Genomic DNA, 18,745 nt, shown 5'->3' with positions numbered 1-18,745 from the left:
AAACTATATTTATGAAATTAAGCAACTACGGAGAATTTCCTGCTGACATCCCGGTGATAGCAGAAGATGAACTTTTTTTATATCCTTTTATGATTTCACCACTTTTTTTAAGTGATGAAAAAAATATTAAGGCGGCAACAAAGGCCATTGAAAACAATTCTTTGGTGATAGTCTGCCCGACAAAACCAGGACATGAAGGTGAAAGAGAGTATGACGCGCTGTATGACGCAGGTGTGGTAGGTTCAATTATGCGAAAGGTTTCGCTTCCTGACGGACGGGTCAAAGTACTTTTTCAAGGGCTTGCCCGTGCAAAATCTTTATATAAAGTTGCAGAAGATCCGCTTATAGCCCATGTAGACGTGATGCAGTCAACAGAGGTTGATTCTTTAAAAATTGATGCAATACTTGAAGTCGTGCGTGAAAAAGTGAGAGCTTTGGCTGCTGTAAGTAACTACTTCCCGCCTGACCTTTTGCGAACCATAGAAGAAAATCATGATCACAACCGTATCATTGATCTGATATGTTCAACAGTAAAACTCAAAAAAGAGCAGGCTTATAAGCTTTTTGTAGAAACTGATACAGAAAAAAGATTTTTGGATCTTATCGATCTGTTGATTGATGAGATAGAGGCAAACAAGCTTCAGCGCGAAATTCGTTCAAAAGTACATACACATATAGAAAAAGTCAACAAAGAGTACTTCTTAAAAGAGCAGCTCAAACAGATTCAAAAAGAACTCGGAACGGACACATCCCGAGAAGAAGAGATAGAAGAGTACAGAAAAAAGCTTGAAGCCAAAAAAGAAAAAATGGGAGAAGATGCCTACAAAGAGATAAGCAAACAGCTTGAACGATTTGCACGTATGCACCCGGATTCTTCGGATGCTTCTATGACGCAGACATATCTTGACTGGGCTTTGGATCTTCCTTTTGGCGATTTGGCAAAAAAACCGCTTCGCATAGAGAGTGTGGAGGAACAGCTCAACAAAGACCATTTTTCGCTAAAAAAACCAAAAGAGAGAATCGTAGAGTATTTTGCTGTAAAAGAATTGCTTGAACTTCGCGGTGTTTCAGCGAAAAAAAGTGCTGGAGCGATATTGTGTTTTTCGGGTCCTCCGGGTGTCGGAAAGACTTCTTTGGCAAACTCAATAGCAACAGCACTCAAACGTCCGCTTATCAGAATAGCACTGGGCGGTCTTGAAGATGTGAATGAATTGCGCGGACATCGCCGTACCTATGTTGGGGCTATGCCGGGACGTATAGCACAGGGGCTTATAGATGCGAAAAAAATGAATCCTGTGATAGTGCTTGATGAGATCGATAAAATTACCCGCTCACAAAGAGGGGACCCGACAGCGGCTCTTTTAGAGATTTTGGATCCTGAACAAAACAGCGAGTTTCGCGATTATTATCTGAATTTTGATTTGGATCTGAGCAATGTAATTTTTATAGCAACAGCAAATGATGTCGGGCGTATTCCTGCTCCTTTGCGTGACAGAATGGAATTTATCACCTTAAGTTCATATACACCGCAGGAAAAGTTTGAGATAGCCCGTCGTTATCTGTTGCCGCAGGAGATTAAAAAACACGGACTCAAAAAATCTGAACTCAGTATTTCAAAACCGGCGTTAAAAGAGCTGATACACAGTTATACACGTGAAGCAGGTGTGAGAAATTTACGCCGCCGTATAGCTGAAATGGCGAGAAAAGCAGCTATGGAACTGCTAAAACACAAAAATGTTGCAAAAGTATCAGTGACACTGAAAAACTTAAAACAGTTTTTTGATAAAAGTGTCTTTGAGATTGAAAAAACAGACAAAGTCCCTGTTATCGGTGTAGTCAACGGCCTGGCATGGACAGCAGTAGGCGGAGATGTTTTACGAATAGAGAGTATCCGCATCAAAGGCAAAGGCAATCTGCAGCTTACAGGCAGTCTGGGTGATGTTATGAAAGAGTCTGCAAGAATTGCCATGAGTGTTGTAAAAACACTTATAGACAAACGAAAGCTGAGAATTTCTCAAGACAATATTCCGCTGACCTTTAAAGAAAAAGAGGAGATTATAGAGGTTGATCCGAGTGAGGTTTACAAGCGGTATGATTTACATGTACATGTACCGGACGGCGCAACGCCAAAAGACGGACCGAGTGCGGGTATAGCTATGGTAACAGTTATATCTTCCATACTCGGCTCCTATAAAGTGCGCTCAGATGTCGCTATGACAGGAGAAGTTTCATTAACAGGGGATGTTTTGCCGATTGGCGGATTAAAAGAGAAGCTTATAGCTGCATATAAAGCAGATATGACTAAAGCTCTGATTCCTGCAAAAAATTATGAAAGAGATTTGGAAGATATTCCAAAAGAAGTAAGAGAAGCACTTGAGATTGTACCGGTCAAACGGGTAGAAGAGGTATTAAAACAGGTTCTTGTATAGAACCTGAAAAATCCAAATTTATAATTACATGTAACGATACGCCCTTTTTGAATGTTTGTTTATTTGTTATAATGTTTAAAAAGAGAAATATAATGCTGAGAATATATATAGACGGGGATGCCTTTCCTAACCTCTTAAAACCGATTATTTTTCGTCAAATAGAAAAGTACGGCATAAAAACCTGTGTGTTTGCAAATAAAAAAATCAATATTGGAAAATCAAAAAATATAGAGTATGTCATTGTAGATGCAGGTGCAGATGAGGCTGACAATAAAATTGTACAAAAAGTACATTCGGGGGATTTGGTTATCACTGCAGATATTCCCTTGGCGGACAGAGTTATAGATAAGAATGCCCATGCAATAGATCACAGAGGCGAACTTTACAGCAAAGACAACATCAAACAGTATCTTGCAATGCGGAATCTCATGGAGAATATCAGAGAAATGGGAGAGATGACGCAAGGTCCGAAGCCTTTTGGTTCAAAAGATGCCGAACTTTTTGCAAATCAGCTAAACATGTTTTTGCAAAAACATATGCGATGACACTGTTTTAGATTTCGTCATTTTTCCAGGAAAAAATGGCATCATTTAAACTTTCAAATCCACTTTCTTTGCCGATAATGAAAATTTCATCAAAAACATAACAGGTGACTCGTGTATTTGGTTCAAGCAAGAATACGGCATATTCTTCATTCTCTTTTTGATTGACAGATAAAACACGCATGTCATCAACTATATCTCCAACCTGTGGCGTTACATCAAACTCAACATTAAGTAATTTTTTGCCGTCGCTACTGTAGATTGCCATGATTGCCTCTATTTTTTTGTATAATAAGTATTGCTTTAAAATTGCAATACTTATTATACTCAAAGAATAGGAAATATATGAAATCCGTTATATTTGTATGTCTTGGCAATATCTGCCGTTCCCCGTTGGCAGAGGGGATTGCCAAAAAAATAGCACAAGAACATAAAATAGATATAAAAATAGACTCTGCAGGGACAGGAGACTGGCATATCGGCGAACCCCCATGTGAGGGTTCAATCAAGGTGGCACAAATGCACGGCATAGATATCAGCCATCTTAGAGCGAGACAGTTTACAAAAGAAGATATTGATGTATATGAGTTGATAGTTGTACTTGATGAAAACAACAGGCTGCATGTCAAGAAACTGGGTGCCAAAAATATACAAAAGCTGGGATGCTTCGCATTTAATTGTCAGGATGTTCCGGATCCGTATTTTTTTGACGGATTTGACGGATTTTTAGAAGTCTACAAAATGATAGAAGTTTGTGTAAATAATCTTTTTAGTGTAAAATTACTTCAAGAGGAAAAATAATGAAAATTGCAAAAAATATAACTGAATTAGTAGGCAACACGCCATTGGTAAGGCTGAATGAGGCATCAAAGCTGACAGGTGCTACGATATTGGGAAAATGTGAGTTTATGAATCCGACAAGTTCGGTCAAAGACAGAATAGGATTCAATATGATCCGCAGGGGTATAGAATCAGGACGTATTCAAGCAAATACAACGATTATTGAACCTACAAGCGGAAATACAGGAATTGCTCTGGCAGCCAACTGTGCAGCTCAAAATTTAAAACTTATTTTAACTATGCCTGAGTCTATGAGTGTAGAGAGAAGAAACCTGCTCAAGGCTTTAGGCGCTGAACTGGTACTGACTCCGGCTGCAAAAGGGATGAACGGAGCCATTCAAAAAGCACTGGAAATTCAGGAAAATACACCGGACTCTATAATTTTACAACAGTTTGAAAATCCGGCAAATCCGGAGATACATGAAATCACAACGGCACAGGAAATCCTCCGTGATACAGAGCAAAATCTGGATGCTTTTGTGGCAGCTGTAGGGACGGGAGGAACGCTTAGCGGAACTTCGAAGGTCTTGAAAGAACATATTGCAGATATTGCTGTTTTTGCAGTAGAGCCTGAAGCTTCGGCAATTCTCTCAGGAGAGAGCCCGGCTCCACATAAAATTCAGGGAATAGGCGCAGGTTTTGTTCCTGCAATTTTAGATACCTCCTGTTACAGTGAAGTGATAAAAGTGAGTAATGAAGATGCCATAGCAACAGCCAGAATGTTGGCAAAAAAAGAGGGATTGCTTGTAGGTATATCTTCAGGAGCAAATGTATATGCTGCCATGCAGGTGGCTTCACGGGAGGAATTCAAAGGCAAAACGATTGTGACCGTTTTATGTGACACGGGAGAAAGGTACTTAAGTACAGAACTTTTCAGTGAATAAAATTCAATATTTAGAAACAATCAAAGCAGTTGATGCAAAACTGTTTCATCTTGCATACCATCAAAAGCGGCTTGAGAAAACAGTTGGGCATTCCGGCATTATATTACAAGATATTTTACATCCTCCCGCATCAGGATTTTTCCGGTGCAGGGTTGTCTATGATGGCGAAGAGTACAGCATCACATACCATCAGTATAAAAAAAAGAGTATTCAAACCCTGAAACTTGTTTTTGATAATGAGATAGAGTATTGTAAAAAATATTATGACAGAAGCAAAATAGAGAAGCTGCTGGAAAAAAAATCTTTTTGCGATGACATACTTATTGTAAAAAATTCTCTTATTACAGATACATCCATTGCCAATATCGCTTTTAAATATAAAGATGAATGGATAACACCAAAAAACCCTTTGCTTCAAGGAACGACCAGAGCAAGGTTGCTCGAGAGCGGGAAAATCAGAGAAGATGATATATCCGTAGAGGATTTAAATCATTTCGAGCAGGTTGCACTGATGAATGCTATGATAGATTTTGATATAATACCAAATGAAAACATAAGGGATATAATTTGTTAGAAAATATAATACAAGACAGAGATTTTGCACACTTAATGAAAAAAAATATTCAGGAGTTGATTGTTCTGCTGTTTGAAAAAGAGCAGAATTTCGGTATTTTATGTAAAATTGAAGATGTGAGTTTTGCACCGGCACTACCGGAAAGTATAAACGCTGAGTTTCGTCCGTTGACACTTTTCTTTTTAGCAGGATATACATTTGAGACTGCCAGAATAGAGGATGATATTTTAATTTTTGAGGCAGGTTTTGGCAGTGAAAATTTTGGAAGTGTTGTACATGTACCCTTGCTGAGTATTTTACAGATTATTATCGATGAAACTCCGGTTTTGATTAATATATCTGCATATAAAGAGGAAACAAAGAAACAAGAAGCTGATATAGACGAAAGCGGAGTGAAAAACTCCATGGCATCTTTTCTCTCAAATCCGGAAAACTCCAAGTTTATAAAATAAGACGCTATCTACACTCTGTTAAGCGAGAGCAGATAATTGACTACGTTGTCTACAAAAGCATCATGTTTTCTGTCTTTGAGATAGGCTATGTAAAAACTTCTTGTAATTTTATGGTTTTTTAGTCTGGCTTCATAAAGTTGGCCGTTTTCGATTTCTGACTTGATGACATGACGGGACATAATAGAGACAAGAGGTCGTTCTGCATTCTTGTCTGCATGTAAAATAGACTCCTTGATGGAAGTCGGACTGGCAAGAACACCGATAACATTGAAATTATTACACTGCACTCCCATCTCTTCAAAAACTTCTGATGTCAGTTTTCTTGTGTGGGAGTCCTCATTGCGACAAATCCAGTCGAAATCGAGTAAATCATCTGCACTGAGATGTTTTTTCATCGGCTGGTTTGAAAAAACGACCAATTCATCTTCCACCCATTCTCTGTAAATGACACCATCTCTGAAAACAGGAGATTCGATGAGTGCGACATCTATTTTTTTATCTTCAAGCTGGTCAATAATGTTTGAAGAGAGATCCACATTCATAAAAACTTCATTGTTGATGCGTTTTTTTATTTCACTGAGATAATTCGGAAGCACATAATTACCGATTGCAAAAGAAGAACCCATGACAAAAGTGAACTCTTTGTTGATTATTTTTAACAACTCTTTTTCACTGCTGTGTATAGCTTTTTCAAGTCTTAAAGCGATTCTGTAGAGATCTTCGCCCTCTTTTGTGAGGATAATTCCGTTTTTCTTTCTATCAACTATTTTTGTATCAAGATAATCTTCAATGAACTTGATTTGCTGCGTGACAGCGGGCTGGGAAATCCCAAGTTTTGCTGATGCTTTAGAGAAGCTTTTCTCTTTTATAACCATCAAAAAAGTATGTAATTTCGCAAAATCTTTTAACATAATAATTCCTATAAGTATCAATAATAGTAAAATTATAACTCATAATTATAATTATTGCAATAGTTTTGTAATAATTTATGACATTTTAGCTATAATAAGTAGAAATACAACTTAGTAGTGAACATATATGGAAAAAATTTTTAATCATTTAAATGAGTCTCAAGCAGCAGCAGTAAAGCAAACAGAAGGACCTGTCCTGATTCTTGCAGGAGCGGGAAGCGGAAAGACGACAACAATTATTTCACGCTTGGCGTATCTTATTGAGGTTGTGGGTATTCCCGCTTCAAATACACTTACCCTGACATTTACAAACAAAGCTGCAAAAGAGATGAAAGAGCGTTCTCTCTCTATGATAGAAAATGTCGCCTATCCTCCTCTTCTTTGTACCTTTCACAAGTTTGGACTTCTTTTTTTAAAATTCAATATACATCTTCTGGGCAGAGCCAATAATTTTGTTGTGATAGATACAGATGATAAAAAGAGAATCATTAAAAAAATAAATTCTGAGCTGCCGACACCGCTTATCGCGAGTGAAATTTCCAGATACAAAAACTCTTTAATGAGTCCTGATGATGCCTACAAGCAGACTGAACTGTTCAGTTACAAGCAGATTGCCGAAGTTTTTGCAGAGTATGAAAAATATTTACTGGAAAACAATCTTGTTGATTTCGATGATCTCATCGCGCTTACCTATAAACTTTTGGATGAAAATCCTGAGTTGGCAAAGGCTACTTCGCAGAAATATCAGTACATTATGATTGACGAGTACCAGGATACAAACGAACTGCAGTTTAAGCTGTTACAAAAACTTTGTACAGTGCATAACAATTTGTGTGTAGTCGGTGATGATGATCAGAGTATATACGGCTGGCGTGGTGCGCATATTCGCAATATTATGGAGTTTGACCAGGATTTTTCAGGCACACATGTCTTTAAACTCGAAGAGAATTACCGTTCACGTGCGCCGATTTTAAAAGTTGCCAATGCGCTTATCGAGCACAACCGGTCCCGTTTGGGAAAAAAGCTCATAGCAACGCGTGGCAACGGGGATGATGTGACAACACTGAATTCTAATGATGAAAACGAAGAGGCAAGAAAAGTTGCCGCAAAAATACAAAAACTGCTTGAGAGCGGAGTACGTGCCAGAGAAATAGCTATTTTGTACCGTGTCAATGTTCTGTCACGTTCTGTAGAAGAAGGCTTGAACCGTTACGGGATTAACTATAAACTTGTGGGTGGTTTGCGATTTTATGACCGGGCAGAGATAAAAGATCTTATTTCTTATATCAGGGTGATTACAAATCATCATGATGACTTCTCCCTGAAACGTATAGTCAACAAGCCGAAACGCGGACTGGGCAAAGCAAGTTTGGATAAAATTGAACTTGCAGCTCAGAAAAAGGGAACTTCTATTTATGAATATATCACTCAGGCATCCATGGAAGAACTTGAAGGCTTGGTCAGAAAGAAAAATGCTGCAACGCTCAAAGAGTTTGCTAAAAACATTCAAGAGGTTGCCGGTATTGCGCAGGCGTCTACCTATGAGTTTATAGATGCTTTGGAAGAAACTTTTTCTTTGAAAGATATTTACAAAAACATGCAAGACTCACAGGAAAGAATTCTCAATATAGATGAGTTTTACGGTCTTTTTAGAGATTTTGTAAAAAAATCACCACAGAGTTCTTTGGATGAGTTTTTAAACGAACTGACGTTGCAAAGTGAGCAGGACCAGGTGGAGGGGGAGAGTATCTACATGATGAGTATACATGCCTCCAAAGGTCTGGAGTTTGAACATGTTTTTGTCATAGGAATGGAAGAGGGCTTTTTGCCACTGACAGGAGACGGAAGTGATTTGGAAGAAGAGAGACGACTTGGGTATGTTGCGTTTACCCGTGCCAAAGAGACCTTGACGCTTTGCCATGCCGGGAGCAGATTTTACAAAGGACGCAGAAGTGATTTGGAAAAAAGCCGTTTTTTCAATGAAGCCGGACTTTGCAAAGGCTCTTTAAAGTGTGAAAAAAACACAGCATTTAAAAAAGGTGATCTGGTACGGCATAAAATCTTTGGAACAGGGCGCATTATCGGTGTGAGTAAGTCGGGAAGAGAGTTTAAACTCAAGATTAATTTTGCAGGAACAAAACGCGATATTCTTGCATCATTTGTAGAGAAGTTATGAATCGTCTTTTTGTTGCATACAAACCTTCGGGAGTAGGCTCAAACAAGTATCTTTACAGTCTGAAAAAAAAGTATAACAATAAAAAAGCAGGTTTTGCCGGAACACTGGATCCTTTTGCCAAAGGCGTGCTTTTGGTAGGTTTTGGCTCACATACGAAACTTTTTAGATTTTTGAACAAAACACCTAAAAGATACAAAGCGACTTTGTGGCTTGGTGCAAAGAGTGATACCCTTGATACAGAGATGATCGAAGAAGTTGTACTTCCTGAACCTTTACATGTAAAGGAGATTGAAGCGGTGCTTTTGTCTTTAGAGGGGGAATTAGAGTATAAACCGCCGATTTTCAGTGCAAAACGGATAAACGGACAGCGAGCGTATGATTTGGCACGTGCGGGAAAAGAGGTTGTTCTCAATACTGTCAACTCAACTGTTTATGAAATGAAACTGATTCACTACTGCCATCCCTTTGTGACCTTTGAAGCAAGTGTCAGTGAAGGGACTTATATACGTTCTCTGGGAGAGATGATTGCGCATAAACTTGGTATAGCGCATGGAAGTTTAAGTATGCTTGAGCGACTGAATGAAGGACAGTTTGTTTATGAGGATGAAAAAGCCTTGAATATCAAAGAATCTTTAAACATTCCCCAGAATTACTATTTGGGTGAAAGTGATAATGTAAAGTATGGAAGAGTTCTTGCTTTAGAAGATTTAGAGTTGCAGGATGACGGCACATACTGGCTGGATAATGGCGAAAGCATCTCCATTATTACAGTAAATGAGGGCAGAGTAAAATATGAATTAGGCAGGATAGAATGTTAGTACTTGCAAGAAAAGCAGATGAATCTATAGTTATTGGTGAAAATATTGTTGTAAAAGTTATCTCTGTAGAAAACGGTGTCGTAAAACTCGGAATTGACGCGCCAAAAGAGATTTCCATCATTAGAAATGAGCTTATCGAAGAGGTCAAAGCGAGTAACAAGGCGGCTTCTTTGGGGACTGTAGACGAAAATGATATTCTGTCTTTGAACAAAATACTGGGAAAATAAAAAGCGGATGAAAAAGTATAAGGCCTATGCCAAAGTAAATATTTTTTTAAAAATAACAGGCAAGAGAAACGAGTACCATGAGATAGTCTCTCGATTTATGAAAGTCAATGATTTGTATGATGTCCTCTCCTTTGTATCAAAACAAGATGTTCAAGCCAAAGCAAATGAGTTTAAAATAATTGGTGATTTTGATTGTGATACAAAACAAAATACCATTTATAAAGCATATGTAGCCTTGAAAGAGGCTACATCAAGCGCTGCACTTGAAAAACTTATGCAAACGTATGCGGTGGCTGTTGAAAAACACATTCCCGCATTTGCAGGTCTTGGCGGAGGCAGCAGTGATGCGGCAACGTATCTGAAAATGTGCAATGAAGTACTGCATTTGGGTCTGAGTCTCAATGAACTCGCACAAATAGGTTTACATGTAGGGGCGGATGTGCCGTTTTTTATTTATGGATACAATAGTGCCAATGTCAGCGGAATAGGGGAAGTGGTAGAAGCCTTTGAGGAAACACCGCTCTCATTTGATATGTATACACCCAAGATACAAATCAGCACTCCAAAAGTCTATAAAGCATACAGAGAAAAATTTTACAGACCCATAGACGGATTTCAAGCCGATGCATTGAAAAAGAAATCTTCAGTAGAAATCTTGCAGGAACTCGATGCAAAAGAAGCAAATGATCTTTTTGCGCCTGCATTGCAGGAGTATACAGAATTGGAAAAACACTATAAAGAGGGCTACTTCTTCAGCGGCAGCGGCAGCAGTTTTTTTAGAGTAATTTAATAGTTTGCACCATTTTATTGGCATAAGAGAGTGTTTTTTGTCAAAGTATTCAATATTATGATACAATAAAAATTGTCAAAATAAGGGGGGCAAGATGAGAAAATTATTACTAATAAGTGTGTTTGCATTGACGTTGTCAGTTACTTCTGCATCAGCATATAATCTTAAGTCAAATATGATACTTTTAAACACAGAATTACGAGAAGTTCAACAAGGCTTTATAACTAGTGATAAAGAGGGTATAAAAGTTTCGATTGAACGGTTTGCAAAACACGCCAATGATTTATTGGCTGATAAAGAAAAATTTGAGGAGATGCTTCCTAAAAACAAGAAGCATAAAGCCAATGAAGCGATTATGAGTGCACAGATTATTGCACATAATGTTCAGATTATATTAGACGCTATTGCGAATAAATATAACCAGTCGGGTAAACTTCGAAGAGAAGAGTCTCAAAGAGCTTATACCTATATTGAGCATGCCTGTTTTCGCTGTCATAATATAGTTCGCGACGAAAACTAAAACAATAAACATCTCTTTAACAATCCAAACCTTAATGAATGCATGCTAAAATAGCAGAAATATTTTAGGCTATACAGTTTAGAAGGAAGTGGATTATGGGTGAAACAATAGCAAAAAACAAAAAAGCGTATCATGATTATTTTATTGAAGAGAAGTTTGAAGCAGGGCTGGTTCTTACAGGGAGCGAGGTCAAAGGCATACGTGCGCATCGCGTTAATCTTAAAGACAGTTTTATCCGCTTTGTCAACGGAGAGGCTTTTTTGTTTAATGCGCATATCGGCAGACTCGAGACGACGCACCATTATTACGGGCACGAAGAGCGCGGGGCAAGAAAGCTGCTTCTGCACAAAAAAGAGTTAGAGAAAATGCAAAAGGCTGTAGCACGTGACGGGTATACCATTGTGCCTTTGCAGCTCTATTTTAACAAACGCAACATTGCAAAACTGCAAATTGCCATAGCAAAAGGAAAACTGCTGCATGACAAAAGAAATGATCTAAAAGAGAAAGACCAAAAGAGAGACATTCAAAGGGCGATGAAGGATTATTAATGAAACTTTTGCTTTTTTTGTGCTTTTTTGTCTCCTCTCTTTTTGCTTTACATGTAAAGATAGTCAATGATGAGGTAGGTAACGGCAAGACAGTACTGGTGAAGTTTGCAAAAGAAAAAGGCATTGAATACAAAGCACTCTTTTTTGAAGAAAAAAAGATAAAAATTTTTCCGAATCCTTTGAACAGGAGTGAATATTATGCCTTGATTCCCGTCTCCTACTACGACAAACCTGCTCAAAAAACCGTGAAAGTTATTTATCTGCAAAACGGGATAAAAAAGCACAAAGAGCTTTCTCTTACAATCAAAGATGCAAAATACAAAAAAGAAACCATCCGTGTAAGCGCTTCGAAAGTAAATCCGACGCTGCCCAAGATAAAAAAAAGAATCGCAAAAGAGTACAAGGAAGCTATGAAAATTTATCATACAATAACAAACAAAAGCTATATGCATTCAGATTTTATCTTGCCGGTGGAGAGTAAAATTACAAGTGCTTTTGGTACAGCAAGAATTTATAACGGAGCCTTGAAAGGGTATCACAGCGGGACGGATTTTCGGGCGAAAACAGGCACACCGATTAGAGCGTCCAATGACGGAAAAGTCGTTTTGGTCAAAAAAAGATTTTATTCGGGAGGCACTGTTGTCATTGATCACGGTGAAGGCATTTATACCTGTTATTTTCATATGAGTAAATTCAATGTCAAAACAGGTCAGCTTGTCCAAAAAGGAGAACTTTTGGGCTTATCAGGAAAAAGCGGCAGGGTAACAGGTCCTCATTTGCATTTTTCAGCTAGAATTGCCGGTGTACAAGTTGATCCGTTGCAACTTATAACATTACTTAATAATAATTTAATTTTAAATAAATAGGAAAACAATTATGACACTTTTTCAGTTACTTATGCTTGGAGCCTCTGCTTTTTTTGCATACAAAATTTACGAACATATACAAACACTTAAAGATCCGCAGGACCAACAGCACACAGGTGCTCAGGGTGAACGAAGTGCTGAGGCATTTTCCCCTTTTGATGCCTCCTCTTTGGTGGAAAAAGCCGATGAAGAGATGCAAAAGGGAGATTTGCAAAAAGCGCTTGCCATTTACAGCGAGGCAAATATTAAAGATCCAAAGAACCCTGAAACACTCTTTAAAATGGGTTATACACTTGCACAGCAAAACAGGGATGATGAGGCTATGGAGTATTACAAAGAAGCGTTGGAACTGGACCCGAACAATACCTATATCCATCAGGCGATGGCATCCCTGTATAGAAAAGCGGGTGAATATGCGAGTGCAAGAAATCATCTCAACAAGTCGCTTGAAATTGATGCCACAAACCCTATTACCTACTATAATTACGGGAATCTGCTTGTTGATATGAAGCATTTTGATGAAGCAAAAGGAATGTATGAAAAAGCGATAGAACTTGACCCTGAATTTAAAGAAGCAAAAGAGGAACTGAAAAAAATCAAGAAGGGAGAATCGCTGTGAAAATATTGGAAATATACAAATATCTCAATGAGCTTTCTCCTTTTGATATTCAGGAGTCATGGGATAATTCCGGTCTTTTGATAGGTGATTTCAAAGATGATATTTCAAAAATTGCTTTGAGTATTGATGTAGATGAAAAACTGATTGATTCTTTGGATGAAAATACGCTGCTTATTACGCACCATCCTATTATTTTTGGCGGACTCAAACAACTTGAGTTCTCTAAATATCCTGCAAATTTGATTCAAAAAATGATTAAAAAAAATATTTCAAATATTGCGATGCATACAAATTTTGACCAGACACACTTAAACGAATATGTTGCAAAAGAGATACTCGGATACGAAATTTGTAAAAAAGACGGTTTTGTTGCATACCTGGAAGTGAATGAAGATTTTGATATATTCGCAAAACATGTTTCAAAAGCATTTGGACTTAAATGTGCAAGAACAGTTAAGTGTGCGCAAAGAGTAAAAAAAGTGGCCCTGACAACAGGATCGGGATGTTCTTTGATGAAGAGTCTGGATGCTGACTGCTTTTTGACAGGTGATGTAAAATATCATGATGCAATGGAGGCAAAAAGTATAAAATTGTCTTTAATTGACATCGGACACTATGAAAGTGAGTACTTTTTTGCACAAATTATGCAAAAGCATTTGAAAATTTTAGGTTTAGAAGTTATAATTGCATCATCAGAAAACCCATTTACATATATTTAGGTCTAATAATACAGGTAATGGTAGAAGTAAACCCCTAAAGGATCCCAATGAACAAGCACTTAAAACAATTAATCGATCTGTCAATTATAGATAAAGAGATAGACGCATTTGAACCTCAGATTGAAGAAGCAAATGCAAATTATGAAGCGGCTCTTGCAAAAACAAAGAGCATAGAGTCAGATATTGAAAATTTAACGAATGAAATCAAAGACGAAGAAGTTAAAAAAGCAAAAAACGAACTGCATCTCTCGGAACTTTCACAAAAACTTGAAGAGAATGTAAAAAAAAGCTCTGAAGTAAAAACAGAACGTGAGATGAAATCGCTGCAGCTTGAAGAAGAGATTGCCAAAGAGCAGGTCACATTTGCAAATGAAGAGATTCAAAGACTTGAAAAAATCATTGAAGCAAAAAAAGAGCAGATTGAAGCTGCAAAAAATGCTCTGGAAGAGTTAAATGCAAATTTGGAAAGTGTAAAAGCTGATGTAGATACAAAACTTGAAAAAATACACAAAGAGAGACAAGAGGTTTTCAAAAGAAAAGAGACTCTTTTGTCAGATATCAATCAAAAAGGGCTTGCTTTTTATCAAAAAATCCGTCGTTGGGCAAAAAACACAACAGTGGTTCCTGTTGAAGAACAGGCATGTATGGGATGCCATATGATAATAGGCGATAAGGTTTATGCTGATGTCATAAAAGGTGAAGATATCACTACATGTCCCCACTGCGGACGCATCCTTTATGTGAAAGTTAACGAAGAGTAGGCTTGAAGCCGTTTTTCCTTTTCTATTATGTACTGAGTGTAATGCTGTTTATAACAGCATTGCCTCTTTTGATATTGCTTGCTTTTAAAAAAAAATACAAAGAATCAATTCCTGCACGTTTTTTTCTTTTTAAGAACCCTCCGTTTCGCAGTACAAATGCAATTTGGTTTCATGTCTGCTCTTTAGGTGAAGCCAGAGCCCTTAAACCGCTTCTGGATCTATTGGCAAATAAAAAGATACTTGTGACAACGATTACACAAACCGGACACAATGAAGCAAAAAAATATAATGCAGAGGTACGTTATCTTCCGTATGAAATGTATCTGCCGTTTTGGGTCAAACCGCAGAAAAAGCTTATTGTACTTGAGGCAGAATTTTGGTATCTGCTCTTTAGCATAGCGCGTTCACGCGGTGCAGAAGTTATTTTGCTTAATGCCAGAATTTCAGATAAAAGTGTCAAAAAATATATGAAGTTTGCCTGGTTTTATAAAAAACTTTTAGAGAATGTAGATATGGTCTATGCTCAAAGCGAAAGTGACAAAAACAGATTTTTGGCCTTGGGTGCAAAACACATTGAAGTGATTGGCAATATAAAATTGGCAGGTGAAATCAAAAAAACAAAAGAATACGAAAAGCCCGATGCGGAAGTAATTGTAGCTGGAAGTACCCATCCTGGTGAGGAACAAAGCATTTTAGAGGCATTTTTTGCCTATGAAAAGAGCAAAGAGGCAAAACTTGTAATTGTTCCCCGTCATCCGGAACGTTTTGCAGAGGTATATAGCTTAATGGAACGATACGGCAGGCAAAATAATGCCACTGTTTCCCGTTTTTCAGAAGGAAAGAGTTTTGCAGGTGATTTGATTTTAGTCGATATGATGGGTGAACTCAACAATATTTATGCCATCAGCGACATAGCCATATTAGGGGGTGCTTTTAAAAATGATGTCGGTGGGCACAATCCGCTCGAACCGGCTTATTTCGGATGTAAAATAATTACAGGAAAGCATTTTTTTCACCAAAAAGAGTTGTTTAAATATGTCCATCACGTGCAGTATGTTGAGCCGGATGAAATAGCCGATGCACTTGAGATGACAAAGGAGTTGCCGCCTTCAATGGTAGAAGAGCAGATAAACCTGGAACCCGTGGTTCAAAAAATATTAAAAAATTAAAAGGAGCTGGTAAAATGGCAACAGAAAAAGCGTATAAATTATTGGCACAGCAAGAGGGAATTTCCAATTCCAATGCAAAGTCTATGATAGACAGAGGACTTGTGTATGTCGGCAACAAAAAAGTGATGATTGCCCGTGGTGAAATTGATGAGCGAACGATATTCAGAGTAGAAAAAGTAGAACACGTTAAGCCTATTTTTGAAAATGATGACATTGTTGTAGTCGATAAGCCGGCACATGTAAACTCGGACGAGATAGAGCGTCAATTTAAACCGGCGGTACTGTTGCACAGACTCGACCGCGAAACAAGCGGTGTTTTAATGCTTGTAAAAAATGAGGAATTTCGTCAGCGTGCTATCAAAGAGTTTCGTGATGACAAAGTCTACAAAGAGTATATCGCCTGGGTTGAGGGAATAATGACCGAGCCGATTGAAGTAGACAAAGCAATTACTACACAGAAAAAAAACAACAAAGCCTACTCAAATGTTTCTCCAAAAGGAAAACCGGCGAGAACGGAGTTTTTTCCTGATATTGTCAGTGCCAAAAAAACAAAAGTCAAATGTATTATTCACAATGGGCGCACACATCAGATAAGAGTCCATGCACGTTATATTGACCATCCTATAGTCGGTGACGAGCAGTATGGCGGGCGTCGTGCAAAACGCGTGATGCTCCATGCCCATAAAGTCAGACTTCTTGGAATGGAGTTTGTGGCAAAAGAGCCCAAAAGCTTTGTTACATTTGAATAATTAAGAAAAACTTAGTTACAATTTCGAAAAAATTTATATAGAATAAAAGAGGTGTTTTCATGTTCGGTACTTTAACAGATTCGTTTACAAATGCAATAAAAAAGATTCGTTTTCACGATGATGACAAGGCACTCTCCAAAGCACTCAATGAACTGAAAAAAAATCTTTTAAAAGCGGATGTCAACCATAAAGTCGTCAAAGAACTGATTCAAAAAGTACAACTGCGTACAAAAGAAAAAGGGATAGGCAAAGACCAGTTTCTTGAAGCCTTACGTGAAACTCTCAACGAACTCTTAGATGTAGGCGGCAACCGAGGATTCGTCTTTGCTCCCAACCCTCCGACTGTGATTTTGATGACAGGACTGCAGGGGTCTGGTAAAACAACTACAACCGGTAAGCTTGCAAATTATCTTAAAAACAAAGGCAAAAAAGTACTTGTTGTTGCAGCTGACTTGCAACGTCTTGCCGCGGTAGAACAATTACGCCAGATTACCGCACAAATTGAAGTTGAATTGTATGAAGATGAAGCAACAAAAAATCCTGTAGATGTTGTACAGTCTGCATTAGAGTATGCTGATTCCAAGATTTTTGATGTTGTGCTTATAGATACGGCCGGTCGTCTGGCTATTGATGAAGAACTTATGGATGAGCTTGAAAATGTAAAAAAAGCGGCAAATCCTGATGAAATCTTTTATGTGGCAGACTCTTTGACAGGGCAGGATGCCGTACGCACAGCAACGAGTTTTAAAGAAAAAATCGGGATTGACGGCGTAATTCTTTCCAAGTACGACGGAGATGCAAAGGGCGGTGTTGCTTTGGGTCTTTCATCTCAGGTACAGGTACCGCTTCGTTTTATCGGTCTGGGTGAAAAAATGGAAGATTTGGAAGTCTTTTTACCGGAGCGTATTGTCAACCGTCTGATGGGTTTTGGTGATGTAGAAGGACTTGCGGAAAAAGTAACGAATGTTATTGATGAAAAACAGGCGAAAAAACTGACAAAAAAAATTCAAAAAGGCAAATTTAACTTTAATGATTTTTTAGAACAGATGGAACAGATGAAAAAAATGGGAAGCATGAGTTCTATCATAGGAATGATTCCGGGCATGGGCAATATGTCCAAAGCGATTAAGGATTTTGATTTTGAAAACTCCGGAGAGCTTAAAAATATCAAAGCCATGGTTGCTTCAATGACAAAAAAAGAGCGAGAAAACCCCGACCTGTTAAATAACTCAAGAAAGCAAAGAATTGCAAAAGGGTGCGGCCTTGATATCGTTGAAATAAACAGAATGATCAAGCAGTTTAAAAATGCAGGGAAAATGGCAAAGAAATTTTCCGGCAAAAACGGTATGAAGCAGCTTCAGTCGATGATGGGTCAGGCAGGCGGACCAGGAGGTATGGGTGGCCTACCAAGATAGAGATTGTAATTTAAGAAAAAAGTGGATATAATTCCATTTCAAATAAATCTTTTTAAACAATACCTCTGTGATAAAAAGATTTGTAGCCTGTTTACCGGTTACATGTGTACATCCAACTATAGAGATGGTAAGAGGGAAGCAAAATTATTTAAGAGAAAAAAGACTCTTCTGCATTTATACCTTCCCAAAAAAACTTAGCATTTATAGTAATAAACTCTCAATATGTATACATGTAACCGGTAACAGGTAAATAAAAAAACAGGAAACAAAATGACAGTAATTAGACTTACTCGTATGGGAAGAAAGAAAAGACCATTTTACCGTATCGCGGTAACAGACAGCCGTAAACGTAGAGATGGCGGTTGGATAGAACTTATCGGATATTACAATCCAATGACAAAAGAGCTGAAAGTTGACAATGAAAGAGTTGATTACTGGTTGGGTGTCGGTGCTCAGATGAGTGATCGTGTGAAAAAGATCACTGGTCGTTAATTATGATTGCTGATTTTGTCGCACAATTTGCAAGACTGATAGCATCACACCCCGATGATATCAGAGTTGAAGTTCAAGAGGGCGATGAAATAACAGAAATAGTTCTCTACGCAAACCAGGCAGATATAGGGAAATTAATAGGAAAAAGCGGTAAGATGATTGGTGCTATTAAAACTGTGATTTCCGGATGTAAAGCAAAAGATGGTGTGAGTTACCGTATCAATGTCGAAGCAGTCTAGTAAAG

At 38.0% G+C, this 18,745-nt stretch carries 23 protein-coding genes; 21 read left to right on the top strand and 2 right to left on the bottom strand.

The window, feature by feature from the left end; translation table 11 throughout:
* The first annotated feature begins 11 nt into the window (after positions 1–11).
* Positions 12–2,429, top strand: coding sequence for an endopeptidase La (lon, locus tag MLC52_RS10215; protein WP_346389594.1), 2,418 nt, complete (start codon positions 12–14; stop codon positions 2,427–2,429).
* Positions 2,430–2,521: 92 nt separating this feature from the next.
* Positions 2,522–2,974 (top strand): YaiI/YqxD family protein, encoded by a 453-nt coding sequence (locus MLC52_RS10210; RefSeq protein ID WP_151899592.1) that lies wholly within the window; start codon positions 2,522–2,524, stop codon positions 2,972–2,974.
* 7 nt (positions 2,975–2,981) lie between these two features.
* Here MLC52_RS10210 and MLC52_RS10205 read toward each other — a convergent pair whose 3' ends face one another.
* On the bottom strand, positions 2,982–3,239 hold the full coding sequence (locus MLC52_RS10205) for a hypothetical protein (protein WP_346389593.1): 258 nt from the start codon (positions 3,237–3,239) through the stop codon (positions 2,982–2,984).
* A gap of 77 nt (positions 3,240–3,316) precedes the next feature.
* Between MLC52_RS10205 and MLC52_RS10200 the strand changes: the two genes are divergently transcribed.
* From MLC52_RS10200 to MLC52_RS10185, 4 genes are read left to right on the top strand one after another with little or no spacing between them, the layout of a single operon-like run.
* The gene (locus MLC52_RS10200) at positions 3,317–3,772 is read left to right on the top strand and encodes a low molecular weight protein-tyrosine-phosphatase (protein ID WP_418640660.1); all 456 of its coding nucleotides are present in this window, start codon (positions 3,317–3,319) and stop codon (positions 3,770–3,772) included.
* Positions 3,772–4,695, top strand: coding sequence for a cysteine synthase A (gene cysK, locus MLC52_RS10195; RefSeq protein ID WP_151899595.1), 924 nt, complete (start codon positions 3,772–3,774; stop codon positions 4,693–4,695). The genes MLC52_RS10200 and cysK overlap by 1 nt, the downstream gene beginning before the upstream one ends.
* On the top strand, positions 4,688–5,269 hold the full coding sequence (locus MLC52_RS10190; protein ID WP_434580295.1) for an aminotransferase class IV family protein: 582 nt from the start codon (positions 4,688–4,690) through the stop codon (positions 5,267–5,269). Before cysK ends, MLC52_RS10190 begins: the two co-directional genes overlap by 8 nt.
* Positions 5,263–5,721, top strand: a complete 459-nt coding sequence (locus MLC52_RS10185) for a hypothetical protein (protein WP_151899597.1) — start codon at positions 5,263–5,265, stop codon at positions 5,719–5,721. Before MLC52_RS10190 ends, MLC52_RS10185 begins: the two co-directional genes overlap by 7 nt.
* Before the next feature lie 8 nt (positions 5,722–5,729).
* Here MLC52_RS10185 and MLC52_RS10180 read toward each other — a convergent pair whose 3' ends face one another.
* Positions 5,730–6,632 carry a LysR family transcriptional regulator gene (locus MLC52_RS10180; protein WP_151899598.1) on the bottom strand — a complete coding sequence of 301 codons (903 nt, stop codon included), beginning with the start codon at positions 6,630–6,632 and terminating at the stop codon, positions 5,730–5,732.
* Between the two features lie 127 nt (positions 6,633–6,759).
* On the opposite strand from MLC52_RS10180, the gene MLC52_RS10175 reads away from it, so the two are divergent.
* From MLC52_RS10175 to MLC52_RS10105, 15 genes are all read left to right on the top strand, one after another.
* Entirely contained in the window at positions 6,760–8,808 is a 2,049-nt protein-coding gene (locus tag MLC52_RS10175; RefSeq protein ID WP_151899599.1) for an ATP-dependent helicase, read from the top strand.
* Entirely contained in the window at positions 8,805–9,626 is an 822-nt protein-coding gene (truB, locus tag MLC52_RS10170) for a tRNA pseudouridine(55) synthase TruB (protein ID WP_346389588.1), read from the top strand. The genes MLC52_RS10175 and truB overlap by 4 nt, the downstream gene beginning before the upstream one ends.
* Positions 9,620–9,853, top strand: coding sequence for a carbon storage regulator CsrA (csrA, locus tag MLC52_RS10165; RefSeq protein ID WP_151899601.1), 234 nt, complete (start codon positions 9,620–9,622; stop codon positions 9,851–9,853). Before truB ends, csrA begins: the two co-directional genes overlap by 7 nt.
* A 7-nt stretch (positions 9,854–9,860) precedes the next feature.
* Positions 9,861–10,643 (top strand): 4-(cytidine 5'-diphospho)-2-C-methyl-D-erythritol kinase, encoded by a 783-nt coding sequence (locus MLC52_RS10160; protein WP_346389587.1) that lies wholly within the window; start codon positions 9,861–9,863, stop codon positions 10,641–10,643.
* A 94-nt stretch (positions 10,644–10,737) separates the two neighbouring features.
* Positions 10,738–11,163, top strand: coding sequence for a hypothetical protein (locus tag MLC52_RS10155; RefSeq protein ID WP_151899603.1), 426 nt, complete (start codon positions 10,738–10,740; stop codon positions 11,161–11,163).
* A 95-nt stretch (positions 11,164–11,258) separates the two neighbouring features.
* A complete protein-coding gene (gene smpB, locus MLC52_RS10150) occupies positions 11,259–11,711 on the top strand; it encodes an SsrA-binding protein SmpB (protein WP_151899604.1) in 453 nt (150 codons plus the stop codon).
* A complete protein-coding gene (locus tag MLC52_RS10145) occupies positions 11,711–12,577 on the top strand; it encodes a M23 family metallopeptidase (RefSeq protein ID WP_434580292.1) in 867 nt (288 codons plus the stop codon). The genes smpB and MLC52_RS10145 overlap by 1 nt, the downstream gene beginning before the upstream one ends.
* A 10-nt stretch (positions 12,578–12,587) precedes the next feature.
* A complete protein-coding gene (locus MLC52_RS10140) occupies positions 12,588–13,196 on the top strand; it encodes a tetratricopeptide repeat protein (protein ID WP_346389584.1) in 609 nt (202 codons plus the stop codon).
* Positions 13,193–13,915: a Nif3-like dinuclear metal center hexameric protein gene (locus MLC52_RS10135; protein WP_151899607.1), complete on the top strand. Its 723-nt coding sequence runs from the start codon at positions 13,193–13,195 to the stop codon at positions 13,913–13,915. Before MLC52_RS10140 ends, MLC52_RS10135 begins: the two co-directional genes overlap by 4 nt.
* Before the next feature lie 47 nt (positions 13,916–13,962).
* A complete protein-coding gene (locus MLC52_RS10130) occupies positions 13,963–14,676 on the top strand; it encodes a zinc ribbon domain-containing protein (RefSeq protein WP_346389582.1) in 714 nt (237 codons plus the stop codon).
* Positions 14,677–14,678: 2 nt separating this feature from the next.
* Complete coding sequence (waaA, locus tag MLC52_RS10125; protein ID WP_346389581.1) at positions 14,679–15,845, top strand: lipid IV(A) 3-deoxy-D-manno-octulosonic acid transferase; 1,167 nt, start codon at positions 14,679–14,681, stop codon at positions 15,843–15,845.
* 14 nt (positions 15,846–15,859) lie between these two features.
* Positions 15,860–16,594, top strand: coding sequence for a pseudouridine synthase family protein (locus MLC52_RS10120; protein WP_151899610.1), 735 nt, complete (start codon positions 15,860–15,862; stop codon positions 16,592–16,594).
* Between the two features lie 59 nt (positions 16,595–16,653).
* The gene (gene ffh / locus MLC52_RS10115; protein ID WP_418640658.1) at positions 16,654–18,009 is read left to right on the top strand and encodes a signal recognition particle protein; all 1,356 of its coding nucleotides are present in this window, start codon (positions 16,654–16,656) and stop codon (positions 18,007–18,009) included.
* A gap of 270 nt (positions 18,010–18,279) precedes the next feature.
* Positions 18,280–18,501: a 30S ribosomal protein S16 gene (gene rpsP / locus MLC52_RS10110; protein ID WP_151899612.1), complete on the top strand. Its 222-nt coding sequence runs from the start codon at positions 18,280–18,282 to the stop codon at positions 18,499–18,501.
* A gap of 2 nt (positions 18,502–18,503) precedes the next feature.
* On the top strand, positions 18,504–18,740 hold the full coding sequence (locus MLC52_RS10105) for a KH domain-containing protein (RefSeq protein WP_151899613.1): 237 nt from the start codon (positions 18,504–18,506) through the stop codon (positions 18,738–18,740).
* Positions 18,741–18,745 lie beyond the last annotated feature (5 nt).

The organism is Sulfurimonas sp. NW15 (assembly GCF_051132285.1).
Taxonomy (GTDB): Bacteria; Campylobacterota; Campylobacteria; order Campylobacterales; family Sulfurimonadaceae; genus Sulfurimonas; species Sulfurimonas hydrogeniphila.
The sequence above is the reverse complement of the archived record's forward strand: the minus strand, read 5'-3'. Positions and strand labels throughout refer to the sequence as shown.